Here is a 14,342-nt window from a genome sequence, read left to right on the forward strand (position 1 = left end):
GCAAGCCCGGTCGCGCCGTCGCGCCTGGCGTCAGCCGTTGAAGCCGCGTCCGGCCTTCGCCAGTTCGACGATCGACGGCGCGAGCGTCCACGCATCGCCGTTCGGCGCGGCCGCATAGCGGCGGATCGCGCGCTCGACGTTGTAGAGGCCGACCATGTCCGCATACAGCATCGGGCCGCCACGCCACAGCGGGAAGCCGTAGCCGGTCAGATAGACCATGTCGATGTCGGACGCCTTCGACGCGATCTTCTCCTCGAGAATCTTCGCGCCTTCGTTGACGAGCGCGAACACGAGCCGCTCGACGATCTCGTCGTCGCCGATCTTGCGCCGCTCCACGCCGCGCTCCTTCGAATACGCGACGACCATCTCGTCGACGAGCGCCGACGGCTTCGCCTTGCGCTCGCCCGGCACGTAGTCGTACCAGCCGCCGCCCGTCTTCTGGCCGAAGCGGCCCTGTTCGCACAGGCGGTCGGCGATCTTCGAGTAATGCAGATCGGGCTGCTCGACATAGCGGCGCTTGCGGATCGCCCAGCCGATGTCGTTGCCGGCGAGGTCGCTCATCCGGAACGGGCCCATGGCGAAACCGAACTTCTCGATCGCGCGATCGACCTGCGCGGGCAGCGCGCCTTCCTCGAGCATGAAGAGTGCCTGGCGGATGTACTGCTCGATCATCCGGTTGCCGATGAAGCCGTCGCACACGCCCGACACGACCGCCGTCTTGCGGATCTTCTTCGCCACCGCCATCACGGTGGCGAGCACGTCCTTCGCGGTCTGCGCGCCGCGCACGACCTCGAGCAGCTTCATCACGTTCGCCGGGCTGAAGAAGTGCATGCCGACCACGTCCTGCGGCCGCTTCGTGAACGCGGCGATCTTGTCGACGTCGAGCGTCGACGTGTTCGACGCGAGGATCGCACCGGGCTTCGCCACCGCATCGAGCTGGCCGAACACCTGCGCCTTCACGCCGAGCTCCTCGAACACGGCCTCGACGATCAGGTCCGCATCCTTCAGGTCGTCGTAGGACAGCGTCGGCGTGATCAGCGCCATGCGCGCGTCGAGCTTCTGCTGCGTGAGCTTGCCCTTCTTCACCTGCGCGTCGTAGTTCTTGCGGATCGTGGCCAGCCCGCGGTCGAGCGCGTCCTGCTTCGTCTCGAGCAGCGTGACGGGCAGGCCCGCGTTGATGAAGTTCATCGCGATCCCGCCGCCCATCGTGCCCGCGCCGATCACGCCGACGCGGCGAATTTCGCGCACCGGCGTATCGGCCGGCACGTCGGGAATCTTGCTCGCCGCGCGCTCGCCGAAGAACGCGTGGCGCAGCGCGCGGCTTTCCGGCGTCATCATCAGCGCGACGAAACCGTCGCGCTCGGCGACGCTGCCCTTGTCGAAACCGTTCAGCACGCCCGCCTCGATCGCGTCGATGCACTTGTGCGGCGCGGGGAAGTTCGGCGCGGCGGCCCGTGCGGAATTGCGCGCGAACTGGATGAAGCCCGCCGCGTTCTCGTGGACGATCCCGCGATCGCGCACGCGCGGATGCGGTCCCTGCCGCGCGCCGACCTTGCGCGCGAACGCGACGGCCGCGTCGAGCAGGTCGCCGTCGGCCATCTCGTCGAACAGCCCGCTCGTCGCGAGCTGCTCCGACGGCACCGGCGCGCCCGACACGATCATGTTCAGCGCGGTTTCGAGGCCCACCGCGCGCGGCAGGCGTTGCGTGCCGCCCGCGCCCGGCAGCAGGCCGAGCTTCACTTCCGGCAGCGCGACCTGCGCGCCGGGCGCCGCGACGCGATAGTGCGCGCCGAGCGCGAGCTCCAGGCCGCCGCCCATCACGACGCTGTGCAGCGCCGCGACGACCGGTTTCGCGCTCGCCTCCACCGCGCGGATCACGGTGTGCAGCGTCGGTTCCTGCAGGGCCTTCGGGGTATTGAATTCGGTGATGTCGGCGCCGCCCGAGAACGCGCGGCCCGCGCCGGTCAGCACGATCGCCGTGACCGACGGATCCTGCGCCGCGCGATCGAGCGCGTCCATGACGCCCTGGCGTGTCGACAGGCCGAGCCCGTTGACGGGCGGATTGTTGAGCGTGATGACGGCCACGCCGTCGCGAGTCGAGTAATCCACTGCCATCTGCCTGCCTCCATGCATCGCGCGCCGGGGTGGCTGCGCTTCATTGTGCGCGGTCGAACGGCCGCATGTCCGGATCGAACGGAGGCAGCATACAACGAAAAAGCACGGTCGTTCAATTTGATTTTGTCCCGATCCGGGGGCCGGATCGGGAGACCGCGCGGCGGGGCGTCGCCGGCCGCGGCTTACGGCTCGCCGACCGCCGTCGGCAGCACGTAGTTGCGGAACGTCTCGCGCAGCTTCAGCTTCTGCAGCTTGCCGGTCGCGGTGTGCGGCAGCGATTCGACGAACACGACGTCGTCGGGCACCCACCACTTCGCGACCTTGCCCTCGTAAAACGCGAGCAGCGCGTCGCGCGTCAGGTTCGCCCCTTCGCGCGGCACCACGACGAGCAGCGGACGCTCGGTCCATTTCGGATGCGCGCACGCGATGCAGGCGGCTTCGGCGACACCCGGGTGCGCGATCGCGACGTTCTCGATGTCGATCGAGCTGATCCATTCGCCGCCGGACTTGATCACGTCCTTGCTGCGGTCGGTGATCTGCAGGAAGCCGTCGGGGTCGATCGTCGCGACGTCGCCGGTCGGGAACCAGCCGTCCGACAGCGGCGACGTATCGCACCCGAAGTAGCGATCGATCACCCAGGGCCCGCGCACCTGCAGTTCGCCGAACGCGACGCCGTCCCACGGCAATTCGTTGCCGTCGTCGCCGACGATCCGCATGTCGACACCGCAGATCACGCGCCCCTGCTTCTCCAGCAACCGGCGCTGCGCGTCGAGCGGCCGCTGCGACTGCGCCCAGTTCAGCGTCGCGAGCGTGCCGAGCGGCGACAGCTCGGTCATCCCCCACGCGTGGATCACGCGCACGCCGTATTCGTCCTCGAACGTGCGCAGCATCGCAGGCGGACACGCGGAGCCGCCGATCACCGTGCGGTTCAGCGTCGAGAAACGCACGCCGGCCTCGCGCATGTAGTTCAGCAGCCCGAGCCACACGGTCGGCACGCCCGCGGAAAACGTCACGCGCTCGGCCTCCATCAGTTCGTACAGCGACTTGCCGTCGAGGTCCTTGCCGGGCAGCACGAGCTTGCCGCCCGTGAGCGGCACCGCATACGGCAACCCCCACGCGTTCACATGGAACATCGGCACGACGGGCAGCACGGCGTCGAGCGCCGACAGGTTCATCGCGTCGGGCAGCGCAGCGCCGTATGCGTGCAGCACCGTCGAGCGATGCGAATACAGCACGCCTTTCGGGTTGCCGGTCGTGCCCGACGTGTAGCACAGGCCGGACGCCTGCAATTCGTCGAGACGCGGCCAGTCGTAGCGGCCGTCCTCGGCGTCGACGAGCGTTTCGTAGCAGAGGAACGGCGTCGCGCCGGACGGCAGGTGCGCGGCGTCGGTCATCGCGATCCAGCCTTTCACGTGCGGACACTGCGGCGCGATCACGTCGATGAGCGGCGCGAAATTGATGTCGAAGCAGACGTAGCGGTCTTCCGCGTGATTGACGATGTAGGCGATCTGCTCGGGAAAGAGACGCGGGTTGATCGTATGGCACACGGCGCCCATCCCGCCGATCCCGTAATACGCCTCCAGATGCCGGTAGCCGTTCCAGGCCAGCGTGCCGACGCGGTCGCCCGATTCGACGCCGAGCCGCGCGAGGGCCTGCGCGAGCCGTTTCGCGCGCTGCTCGCAGTCGCGGTACGTGTAGCGATGCAGGTCGCCTTCCACGCGCCTCGACACGATCTCCGTGTCGCCCGCATGACGCGCGGCGTGCGCGATCAGCGACGACACCAGCAACGGCATGTCCATCATCTGGCCCAGCAACGGCTTACCCATCGTCTTGTTCTCCCGGAAGGACGCGAATCGGTGACCAGCCTCGACACGGTGCGCCAGCTTGCAGCCTGTCCACGGCCCGGACAGGCCTGGCGCAAGGCGCGCGGGCCGCCATGCGGGCGGCGCGGCGCCGCCTTACAATATCGGCTTACCCAGAGGCGCTCAACATGTCGTTTTCCCGAAGCGCAGCCGATACGGCTGACACTCTCCCCGACCTCGCCGCGACGCTCGGCGCGCCGGCCACGGGCGCGTTCGTCACGCTCGGCGACGCGTTTCATACGCGGCTGCCGGCCGCGCCGCTGCCCGCGCCGTACGTCGTCGGCTTTTCCGACGAAGTCGCGAACCTGCTCGGGCTGCCGGTGTCGCTCGGCCAGCAGCCCGGGTTCGCCGAGCTGTTCGCCGGCAACCCGACGCGCGACTGGCCGGCGAGCGCGATGCCGTATGCGTCGGTGTATTCCGGTCACCAGTTCGGCGTGTGGGCCGGCCAGCTCGGCGACGGCCGCGCGCTGACGATCGGCGAACTCCCCGGCGCGGACGGCCAGCGCTACGAACTGCAGATCAAGGGCGGCGGCCGCACGCCGTATTCACGGATGGGCGACGGCCGCGCGGTGCTGCGCTCGTCGATCCGCGAATTCCTGTGCTCGGAAGCCATGCATCACCTCGGCATCCCGACCACCCGCGCGCTCACGGTAATCGGCTCCGACCAGCCGGTGGTGCGCGAGGAGATCGAGACGTCGGCTGTCGTCACGCGTGTTTCGGAGAGCTTCGTGCGCTTCGGCCACTTCGAGCATTTCTTCTCGAACGATCGCCCGGACCTGCTGCGCCAGCTCGCCGATCACGTGATCGACCGCTTCTATCCCGCATGCCGCGACGCCGACGATCCTTACCTCGCGCTGCTCGAAGCCGCAATGCTGCGCACGGCCGACCTCGTCGCGCAGTGGCAGGCGGTCGGCTTCTGCCACGGCGTGATGAACACCGACAACATGTCGATCCTCGGCGTGACGATCGACTACGGCCCGTTCGGCTTCGTCGACGCGTTCGACGCGAATCACATCTGCAACCACTCCGACACGAGCGGCCGCTACGCGTACCGGATGCAGCCGCGCATCGCGCACTGGAACTGCTACTGCCTCGCGCAGGCGCTGCTGCCGCTGATCGGGCTGCAGCACGGGATCGCCGACGAAGATGCGCGCGCCGAGCGCGCGGTCGACGACGCGCAGGCCGTGCTCGCGAAGTTTCCCGAACGCTTCGGCCCCGCGCTCGAACGCGCGATGCGCGCGAAGCTCGGCCTCGAGCTCGAGCGCGAGAACGACGCCGAGCTCGCGAACAAGCTGCTCGAAACGATGCACGCGAGCCATGCGGACTTCACGTTGACGTTCCGCCGGCTCGCGCAGCTGTCGAAGCACGACGCGAGCCGCGACGCGCCGGTGCGCGACCTGTTCATCGATCGCGACGCATTCGACGCGTGGGCGAACCTCTATCGCGCACGGCTGTCCGAGGAAACGCGCGACGACGCGGCCCGCGCGGCCGCGATGAATCGCGTGAATCCGAAATACGTGCTGCGCAACCATTTGGCCGAAGTCGCGATCCGGCGCGCGAAGGAAAAGGATTTTTCCGAAGTCGAGCGACTCGCGCAGGTGCTGCGCCGGCCATTCGACGAACAACCGGAACACGAAACGTATGCGGCATTGCCGCCCGACTGGGCCGGGTCGCTCGAAGTGAGCTGCTCGTCGTGACCCGCACGACCCGACCGACCGATCAGGAGAACATCCACATGTCACACGATTCCGACGACAAGACCTTCCCGTACCAGAAGGACGACGCCGAACTGCGCCGCCGGCTCACGCCGATGCAGTACGAGGTCACGCAGCATGCGGCGACCGAGCGCGCCTTCACCGGCGAATACACCGACACCGAGGACGCCGGCATCTACAAATGCGTCGTCTGCAGCACGCCGCTGTTCGAATCCGGCGCCAAGTTCCATTCGGGCTGCGGCTGGCCCAGCTACTTCAAGCCGCTCAACGGCGAGGTGATCGACGAGAAGATCGACCGCTCGCACGGCATGGTGCGCGTCGAGGTCCGCTGCAACCATTGCGGCGCGCATCTCGGCCACGTGTTCGAGGACGGACCGCGCGACAAGACCGGTTTGCGGTACTGCATCAATTCGGCTGCGTTAAACTTCGAGTCCCGACCCGAAAACGAATGAGCGGCACCGGACGGATCGGTCGGACAGCCTGCCCGGCTGCCCCGATCCCGGACGGTGGCGCCAGGCGGGTCCCCACAACGGTGAACGGCCGCGCGATGCGGCCTTTCACGCAGCTGCGAGCGCCATGAAATTCCTGTTCGATCTGTTTCCGATCATCCTGTTTTTCGCCGCCTTCAAGGTCTGGGGCATCTTCACCGCCACCGCCGTCGCGATCGTCGCGACACTGGCCCAGGTCGCGTGGGTGGCCTTCCGGCACCGGAAGGTCGACACGATGCTGTGGGTCAGTCTCGGCGTGATCGTCGTCTTCGGTGGCGCCACTCTCGTCCTGCATGACGAGAAATTCATTCAATGGAAACCGACTGTGCTGTACTGGCTGTTTGCGATCGGGCTGCTGGCCGCACGCTATGCGTTCGGCAACAACCTGATCGAGAAGATGATGGGCAAGCAGCTCACGCTGCCGCACCCCGTGTGGGACAAACTGAACGTCGCGTGGGCGCTGTTCTTCGCGGTGCTCGGCGTCGCGAACCTGTACGTGGTGCACAACTTCACCGAATCGCAGTGGGTGAACTTCAAGCTGTTCGGCACGACGGGCGCGATGGTCGTGTTCATCATCCTGCAGAGCCTGTGGCTCACGAAGTACCTGAAGGACGAATGACATGACCGACGCCTTTCTCGCCGCCTCTCCCGACGAACGCATCGCGCTGATCGAAGCGCGCCTGAGCGCAGCGCTCGCGCCGCTGTCGCTCGCGGTGCGCGACGACAGCGCGCAGCACGCGGGCCACGCCGGCGCGGCCGCCGGCGGCCACTACACGGTGACGATCGTGTCGGCCGCCTTCGCGGGCAAGCCGCGCGTCGCGCGGCACCGGCTGGTGTATGATGCGCTCGCTGATGCGATGCAGCGCGGCATTCACGCGCTCGCGATCGTGGCTTATACGCCCGAAGAATTCAACGAATCTTCAATCTAGTCTCAACAGGAATTCCCGATGATCCTGAAATCCCCCCGCCTGTGGGTCGCGGCGGCTGCATTCGCAGCGGCACCGGCATTCGCCCAGAACATCGCCGTCGTCAACGGCACGCCGATTCCGAAGTCGCGCGCCGATGCGATGGTCGCGCAGCTCGTCCAGCAAGGCCAGACCGACAGCCCGCAACTGCAACAAGCCGTGCGCCAGGAACTCGTGAACCGCGAAATCCTGATGCAGGAAGCGATCCGCGAAGGCATCCCGAACCGTCCGGACGTGAAGGCGCAGGTCGCCGTCGCGCAACAGACGGTCGTGCTGCGCTCGATGATCGAGAGCTTCCTGAAGAAGAACCAGCCGACCGACGCGGAAGTGAAGGCGCGCTATGACGATCTCGTGAAGGGTGCCGGCGGCAACCGCGAGTATCACCTGCACCACATCCTCGTCGACAGCGAGCAGCAGGCGAAGGATCTGATCGCGAAGATCAAGGCCGGCGCGAAGTTCGAGGATCTGGCCAAGCAGTACTCGAAGGATCCGGGCTCGGGCAAGAACGGCGGCGACCTCGACTGGTCCGATCCGAAGGCGTACGTGCCGGAATTCGCGGCCGCTGCGCAGAAGCTCCAGAAAGGCCAGATGACCGACGCGCCGGTGAAGACGCAGTTCGGCTGGCACATCATCCGTGTCGACGACGTCCGCGACATCGCCCCGCCGCCGTTCGACCAGGTGAAGGCGCAGATCGCGCAGCAGCTCGTGCAGCAGAAGCTGCAGGCGTTCGAGGAAGGCCTGCGCCAGCAGGCGAAGATCCAGTAACGTCGGCGACGATCGCCCACGCAAAGGCCGCTCCCCGGAGCGGCCTTTTTCTTTGCTCGCTTGCGGTCGACCGACCCACGCGGTGGCCGCGCAAAGAAAAAGCCGCTTCGAGGCGGCTTTTCAGGACTGCGGGATAGCGTTCGGGCAGCGCGGCGAACCGCTATGCCGGATAAAACACATCGTGGTAGCGGACTTCGCCCGACGGCCGCGGCGCGTCTTCGTCGAACGCCAGCGCGAGAAAATACTCGGGCGGCGCATCCGGGAACACCAGATCGCCGGACTGCACGAAGTCGAAACGCGCGTAATACGCGGGATCGCCGAGCACGACGCAGCCGCGCGCACCGAGCCGGCGCAACGCGTCGAGCCCCGTGCGCACGAGCCCCGCGCCGATGCTTTGCCGCTGGCAGTCGGGCAGCACCGCGAGCGGTGCGAGCCCGTACCACTGCTGGCTGCCGGCCGGCTCGCCGCCGATCGACACCGGCGAAAACGCAACGTGACCGATCACGCGCTCGTCGCGCTCCGCGACGAGCGACACGCTGAGCCCCCCCTCCGCGCGCAGCGCATCGACGATCTGCCGTTCGAACCGACCGTGCTGCGGCTCGTCCGCGAACGCGGCCACGATCACGCGACCGATCGCATCGACATCGCTTGCGCGTTCGTCGCGCAGCGTGACGATCTCGACCGGTGCGTGCGGATCGAACATCAGCCGATCCAGCGGCGTGCGTTACGGAACACGCGCATCCACGGGCTCGCTTCGCCCCAGCCTTCCGGATGCCAGCTCATCGTGACCGTGCGGTGCACGCGCTCCATGTGCGGCATCAGCACCGAGAAGCGGCCGTCGGCCGTCGTGACCGACGTGATGCCGGCCGGCGAGCCGTTCGGGTTGAACGGATAACGCTCGGTCGCCTCGCCACGGTGGTCGACGTAGCGCATCGCGACCGCGACGCGATCGATGTCGCCCTGCTGCGAGAAGTCCGCATAGCCTTCGCCGTGGGCGACCGCCACCGGAATCCGCGAGCCTTCCATCCCCGCGAAGAAGATCGACGGCGACTTCTCCACTTCGACGAACGAGAAGCGCGCCTCGAACTGCTCCGACTTGTTGCGCGTGAACTTCGGCCATGCCTCCGCGCCCGGAATCATCGACGCGAGGCTCGACAGCATCTGGCAACCGTTGCAGATGCCGAGCGCGAACGTGTCGGGACGCGCGAAGAAGGCAGAGAACATGTCGGCGAGATTCGCGTTGAAGCGGATCGTCTTCGCCCAGCCTTCGCCCGCACCCAGCACGTCGCCGTACGAGAAGCCGCCGCATGCCACCGCGCCCGCGAAATCGGCGAGCGTCGCGCGGCCGGCCAGCAGGTCGCTCATGTGCACGTCGTGCGCATCGAAGCCCGCGCGGTCGAACGCATAGGCCGTTTCGAGATGCGAATTCACGCCCTGCTCGCGCAGGATCGCGACACGCGGACGCGCGCCCGTCGCGATGAAAGGTGCTGCGATGTCGTCGGCCGGGTCGAAGCTCAGCACCGGCGAGATGCCCGGGTCGGCCGCGTCCAGCAGCGCGTCGTATTCGGCGTCCGCGCAAGCGGGGTTGTCGCGCAGGCGCGCGATGCGCCAGCTCACTTCGCTCCACGCGCGATGGAGCTCAGCGCGCGGCGCGTCGAACACCTTCTTCGCGTCGCGGTACACCTCGATCACGTCGCGATCGTTGACCGTGCCGATCACGTGCGAGCACGCCGACAGACCGAACTCGCGCAGCGCGCCGAGCACCGCGTCGCGATCGGCCGCGCGCACCTGCACGACGGCGCCGAGTTCTTCCGAGAACAACGCGCGCAGCGTGCGATCCTCGCGACGGCCGCTCGTCTGCTTCGCCCAGTCCTTCGCGTCGCCGTAGTCCGATTCGTGATTCGGGTCGAGCGTCAGCATGTCGACGTTCAGCGACACGCCCGCGTGACCCGCGAACGCCATTTCGCACACCGTCGCCCACAGGCCGCCGTCCGAGCGGTCGTGGTACGCGAGCAGCTTGTCTTGCGCGTTGAGCGACTGGATCGCGTTGAAGAAGCGCTTCAGGTCTTCCGGATCGTCGACGTCCGGCGTCGTATCGCCGACCTGCTGCGTGACCTGCGCGAAGATGCTGCCGCCCATCCGGTTCTTGCCGCGGCCGAGATCGATCGCGATCAGCACGCTGTCGCCCGCGTCGGCGATGCGGCGCAGTTGCGGCGTCAGGTGACGGCGCACGTCCTCGACCGGTGCGAACGCGGAGATGATCAGCGACACCGGCGACACCACTTCCTTCGCGACGCCCTGCTCGTCCCACTTGGTCTTCATCGACAGCGAATCCTTGCCGACCGGGATGCCGATCCCGAGCGCCGGGCACAGCTCCATGCCGATCGCCTTGACCGTGTCGAACAGCGCGGCGTCCTCGCCGGCCGTGCCGCACGCGGCCATCCAGTTCGCCGACAGCTTCAGCTTGTCGAGCGACGCGATCGGCGCGCTCGCGATGTTCGTGATCGCTTCGCCGACGGCCATGCGGCCCGATGCCGGCGCGTCGATCACCGCGAGCGGCGTGCGCTCGGCCATCGTCATCGCCTCGCCCTTGAAGCCCGCGTAGTCGAGCGCGGTCACCGCGCAGTCGGCCACCGGCACCTGCCACGGGCCGACCATCTGGTCGCGCACCGACGTGCCGCCGACCGAACGGTCGCCGATCGTGATCAGGAACGACTTGCTGCCGACCGTCGGGTGCTTCAGCACGTCGACCGCGACTTCCGACAGCGCGATGCCCGTCACCTCGACCGGCGCGCGCTCGGTCGCGACGCGCGCGACGTCGCGGTGCATCCGCGGCGGCTTGCCGAGCAGCACTTCCATCGGCATGTCGACCGGGAATTCCTCGATGCCCGTTGCTTCGTCGTCGACGAGCTTCAGCTGGCGTTCGTCGGTCGCGACGCCGACCACCGCGAACGGGCAGCGCTCGCGTGCGCAGATCGCCTCGAAGCGCGGCAGGTCGGCCGGCGCGATCGCCAGCACGTAGCGCTCCTGCGCCTCGTTCGACCAGATTTCACGCGGCGACAGGCCCGATTCCTCGAGCGCGACCTTGCGCAGTTCGAAGCGCGCGCCCTTGCCCGCGCCGTCGACGATTTCGGGGAACGCGTTCGACAGGCCGCCCGCGCCGACGTCGTGGATGCTCAGGATCGGGTTTTCCGCGCCGAGCTGCCAGCAGCCGTTGATCACTTCCTGCGCGCGCCGCTCGATTTCCGGGTTGCCGCGCTGCACCGAGTCGAAGTCGAGTTCGGCCGTGTTCGCGCCGGTCGCCATCGAGCTCGCCGCGCCGCCGCCCATGCCGATCCGCATGCCCGGGCCGCCGATCTGGATCAGCAGCGAACCTGCCGGCACGTCGTGCTTGTGCGTGTGTTGATCCGCGATGTTGCCGAGGCCGCCCGCGATCATGATCGGCTTGTGATAGCCGCGCACCTGGCCGCCGACGTTCTGCTCGTACACGCGGAAGTAGCCGCCGAGGTTCGGACGGCCGAATTCGTTGTTGAACGCGGCGCCGCCGAGCGGGCCGTCGATCATGATCTGCAGCGGCGACGCGATGCGGTCCGGGCGGCCGTACGGGCCGTGCTGCTCGTTCGGGTTGCGCTCGCCGACCGGCTGCGCCGCGTCGCGTGCGTTTTCCCACGACTGGCGTGCGTCCGGCAGATCGAGGTTCGACACGGTGAAGCCCGTGAGGCCGGCCTTCGGACGCGCACCGCGGCCCGTCGCGCCTTCGTCGCGGATTTCGCCGCCCGCGCCGGTCGCCGCACCCGGGAACGGCGAGATCGCCGTCGGGTGGTTGTGCGTCTCGACCTTCATCAGCGTGTGAGTGAGCTCGGTGTGACGACCGTAGCGTTCGCCCGGCTCGCCGGCCGCGCCCGCGTTGCGCGGGAACCAGCGCTCGGCTTCGGCGCCGACCATGATCGACGAGTTGTCCGAATACGCGACGATCGTGCCTTGCGGGCTCAGCTTCTCGGTGTTGCGGATCATCGCGAACAGCGACATGTCCTGCGCTTCGCCGTCGATCGTCCACTGCGCGTTGAAGATCTTGTGGCGGCAATGCTCGCTGTTCGCCTGCGCGAACATCATCAGTTCGACGTCGGTCGGGTTGCGTTCGAGCTTGCGGAACGCGTCGACCAGGTAGTCGATCTCGTCGTCGGCGAGCGCGAGGCCCAGCTCGACGTTCGCGCGCTCGAGCGCGGCGCGGCCGACGCCCAGCACGTCGACGGTCGCGAGCGGCTTGGCCGGCAGCTCGTCGAACAGGTGCTTCGCGTCGTCGCGCGCGGCGACCACGCTTTCGGTCATCCGGTCATGCAGCGCGGCCGCGACGGCTGCGCGCGCGTCGTCGGACAGCGCCTTCTTGCCGCCGAGCAGGCCCGACTTCAGCGTGACCGTGAATTCGACACCGCGTTCGATGCGGCGCACTTGCGTGAGGCCGCAGTGCTGCGCGATGTCGGTCGCCTTGCTCGCCCACGGCGAAACGGTGCCGAAGCGCGGCAGCACGACGAACGTCTCGGTCGTGCCCTTCTCGGCCGCCGGCTCGAACGGCGCGCCGTAGTGCATCAGTGCGTCGATGCGTGCGCTGTCGTCGGCCGACAGCGGCTCGGCCGCATTGACGAAGTGCAGGAACTGGCCGCGCACCGCGACGATGTTGGCGTCGATTTGCCTGAGCGTGTCGAGCAGACGGGTTTGACGGAAATCGGAGAGGGCCGAAGCGCCGGGAAAACACGAGAAGTGAGCCATGGGCTGGACTGACGTCGATGAGTCGCGCGAGGTGGCGACGTGGGGCGAAAGGAAGGCCGTAATTATACCCGGAAGTCGGCCGTCCCAGACCGGCTGATCGGCACCCGTCACGCACCGCAACGGTGCGGCGGCATCCGCGGCGCACAGCCGGCCGCCGGACCGGCACGCACGGCCGCGGTGGCCGGCGACCACGTGATGGCGGAATCGGACGAGGTCGCACGACGCCGGTTCGCGCGATTTTGGCGCTATCATTCCCGGTTCACCGGGCCGGGAGCCCGTCAGCGAATCCTCACCGGGCGGCATGCATGCCGCCCGTCATCGAAGCAATCCATGGATGTCATCGTCATCGGCGGCGGAATCAGCGGCGTCGCCACCGCCTACCAGCTGCGCGCGGCCGGCCATCGCGTGTGCGTGGTCGAACGCCACGCGACCGTCGCGCAGGGCGCGACCTACGGCGACGGCGGCACGCTGCTGCCGAGCCCGCTCGACGTCTGGTTCGGGCCGACCTTCATGCGCCAGCGCCAGGCGCAAGACACCGGCATCGTCTACAAGCCCGGCTTCAACGGCGGCGTGCGCCGCTTCGTCAAACAGCTCGCCGCGCTGCGCGAGCCCGACGCATTCGCCGCGCAGTATGCGCGGCTGCGCCCGCTGATCGACGCGTCGCGCGAGTCGCTCGCCGACATCGAGGCGCGCATCCAGATCGAATTCGAGCAGAAACCCGGGATCCTGCACGTCGTGCGCGACCCGCGCGACTGGGAAGCGCTGCAACCGGCACTCGACCTGCTGCGTGCGCTCGACCAGCCGTACCGGGTGCTCACGGCCGACGAATGCGCGGCGCTCGAGCCGTCGGTGCCGGCCGAGCCCGGCTTTGCCGGCGGCGTGCTGCTCGAGAGCGAGCGCACCGGAAATTGCCCGCTGTTCGCGAAACTGATCAAGCAGACGCTCGACGAGCACGGCGTGCAGTTCCGCTTCGGCGCGGACGTCGCCGCAATCCGCGTCGACACCGGCCGGGCCGCGGTCGAGCTCGCACCGGCCGGCGGCCGGCACGCGACGAAGGCGCACGAGGTCGACGTGATGTCGGCCGACGCGATCGTGGTCGCCGCGGGCGCCGGCAGCCTGCCGCTGCTGGAGCGGCTCGGCTGGCGGCTGCCGCTGCATCCGGTGCGCACACATACGCTGACCGCCCCGGTCGCGTACGAAGAACATGCGCCGCACCTGAGCGTCGTCGATTCGATCAAGCGGATCTCGATCACGCGCACCCACCAGCGGCTGCGCATCGGCGGCGGCGCCGTGCTGCAGAGCCTCACCGACACCGCGAAGCCGCTCCCCGAGCCGCTGTCCGAGGCCGCGCTCGCGCTGCTCGGCCAGGCCGTCCACGACTGGGTGCCGGGCGCCGCGAAGATTTCCGCCGCGCTGTCGTGGCAAGGCACGCAGCTGCTGTCGCCGGACGGCCTGCCGGTCGTCGGTCCGACCCCGCATCCGCGCGTGTTCGTCAATTTCGGGCATGGCCCGGCCGGTTGGGGCCTCGCGTGCGGGTCTGCTAAAGTGGTGACAGACTGTCTGAGCGGCGACACGCAGCAGTGGCCCGCCGACACGCTCGCCGCGCTGAGTCCCGCGCGCTTCACGACCTGACCGCCACGGGCCCGTCCCGGGGCGGCCTCCTCC

General features: G+C 68.3%; 10 protein-coding genes. 6 read left to right on the forward strand and 4 right to left on the reverse strand.

Features of this window, described 5'->3' with window-relative positions:
* Positions 1-30: 30 nt before the first annotated feature.
* A complete protein-coding gene (locus tag WS46_RS31870) occupies positions 31-2,115 on the reverse strand; it encodes a 3-hydroxyacyl-CoA dehydrogenase NAD-binding domain-containing protein (RefSeq protein WP_059693344.1) in 2,085 nt (694 codons plus the stop codon).
* 182 nt (positions 2,116-2,297) lie between these two features.
* Positions 2,298-3,941, reverse strand: coding sequence for a 3-(methylthio)propionyl-CoA ligase (locus WS46_RS31875; RefSeq protein WP_059693345.1), 1,644 nt, complete (start codon positions 3,939-3,941; stop codon positions 2,298-2,300).
* 164 nt (positions 3,942-4,105) lie between these two features.
* Between WS46_RS31875 and WS46_RS31880 the strand changes: the two genes are divergently transcribed.
* The 5 genes from WS46_RS31880 (at position 4,106) to WS46_RS31900 (ending at position 7,910) form a co-directional block, all read left to right on the forward strand.
* Positions 4,106-5,674: a YdiU family protein gene (locus WS46_RS31880; protein ID WP_059693347.1), complete on the forward strand. Its 1,569-nt coding sequence runs from the start codon at positions 4,106-4,108 to the stop codon at positions 5,672-5,674.
* A gap of 38 nt (positions 5,675-5,712) precedes the next feature.
* The gene (gene msrB / locus WS46_RS31885; RefSeq protein WP_059529717.1) at positions 5,713-6,144 is read left to right on the forward strand and encodes a peptide-methionine (R)-S-oxide reductase MsrB; all 432 of its coding nucleotides are present in this window, start codon (positions 5,713-5,715) and stop codon (positions 6,142-6,144) included.
* Between the two features lie 124 nt (positions 6,145-6,268).
* Positions 6,269-6,799 (forward strand): septation protein A, encoded by a 531-nt coding sequence (locus WS46_RS31890; protein WP_011352350.1) that lies wholly within the window; start codon positions 6,269-6,271, stop codon positions 6,797-6,799.
* Position 6,800: 1 nt separating this feature from the next.
* Positions 6,801-7,109 carry a BolA family transcriptional regulator gene (locus tag WS46_RS31895; RefSeq protein ID WP_059529714.1) on the forward strand — a complete coding sequence of 103 codons (309 nt, stop codon included), beginning with the start codon at positions 6,801-6,803 and terminating at the stop codon, positions 7,107-7,109.
* Between the two features lie 18 nt (positions 7,110-7,127).
* A complete protein-coding gene (locus WS46_RS31900) occupies positions 7,128-7,910 on the forward strand; it encodes a peptidylprolyl isomerase (protein ID WP_059529712.1) in 783 nt (260 codons plus the stop codon).
* 160 nt (positions 7,911-8,070) lie between these two features.
* Here the strand turns inward: WS46_RS31900 and WS46_RS31905 are convergent, their stop codons facing one another.
* Positions 8,071-8,613, reverse strand: coding sequence for a GNAT family N-acetyltransferase (locus WS46_RS31905; protein ID WP_059693349.1), 543 nt, complete (start codon positions 8,611-8,613; stop codon positions 8,071-8,073).
* Complete coding sequence (gene purL, locus WS46_RS31910; RefSeq protein ID WP_059693351.1) at positions 8,613-12,677, reverse strand: phosphoribosylformylglycinamidine synthase; 4,065 nt, start codon at positions 12,675-12,677, stop codon at positions 8,613-8,615. Before purL ends, WS46_RS31905 begins: the two co-directional genes overlap by 1 nt.
* 330 nt (positions 12,678-13,007) lie before the next feature.
* Between purL and WS46_RS31915 the strand changes: the two genes are divergently transcribed.
* The gene (locus WS46_RS31915) at positions 13,008-14,309 is read left to right on the forward strand and encodes an FAD-dependent oxidoreductase (protein ID WP_059693354.1); all 1,302 of its coding nucleotides are present in this window, start codon (positions 13,008-13,010) and stop codon (positions 14,307-14,309) included.
* The last annotated feature ends 33 nt before the right edge of the window (positions 14,310-14,342 follow it).

Source organism: Burkholderia sp. RF4-BP95 (genome assembly GCF_001521985.1).
Lineage (GTDB): Bacteria > Pseudomonadota > Gammaproteobacteria > Burkholderiales > Burkholderiaceae > Burkholderia > Burkholderia diffusa.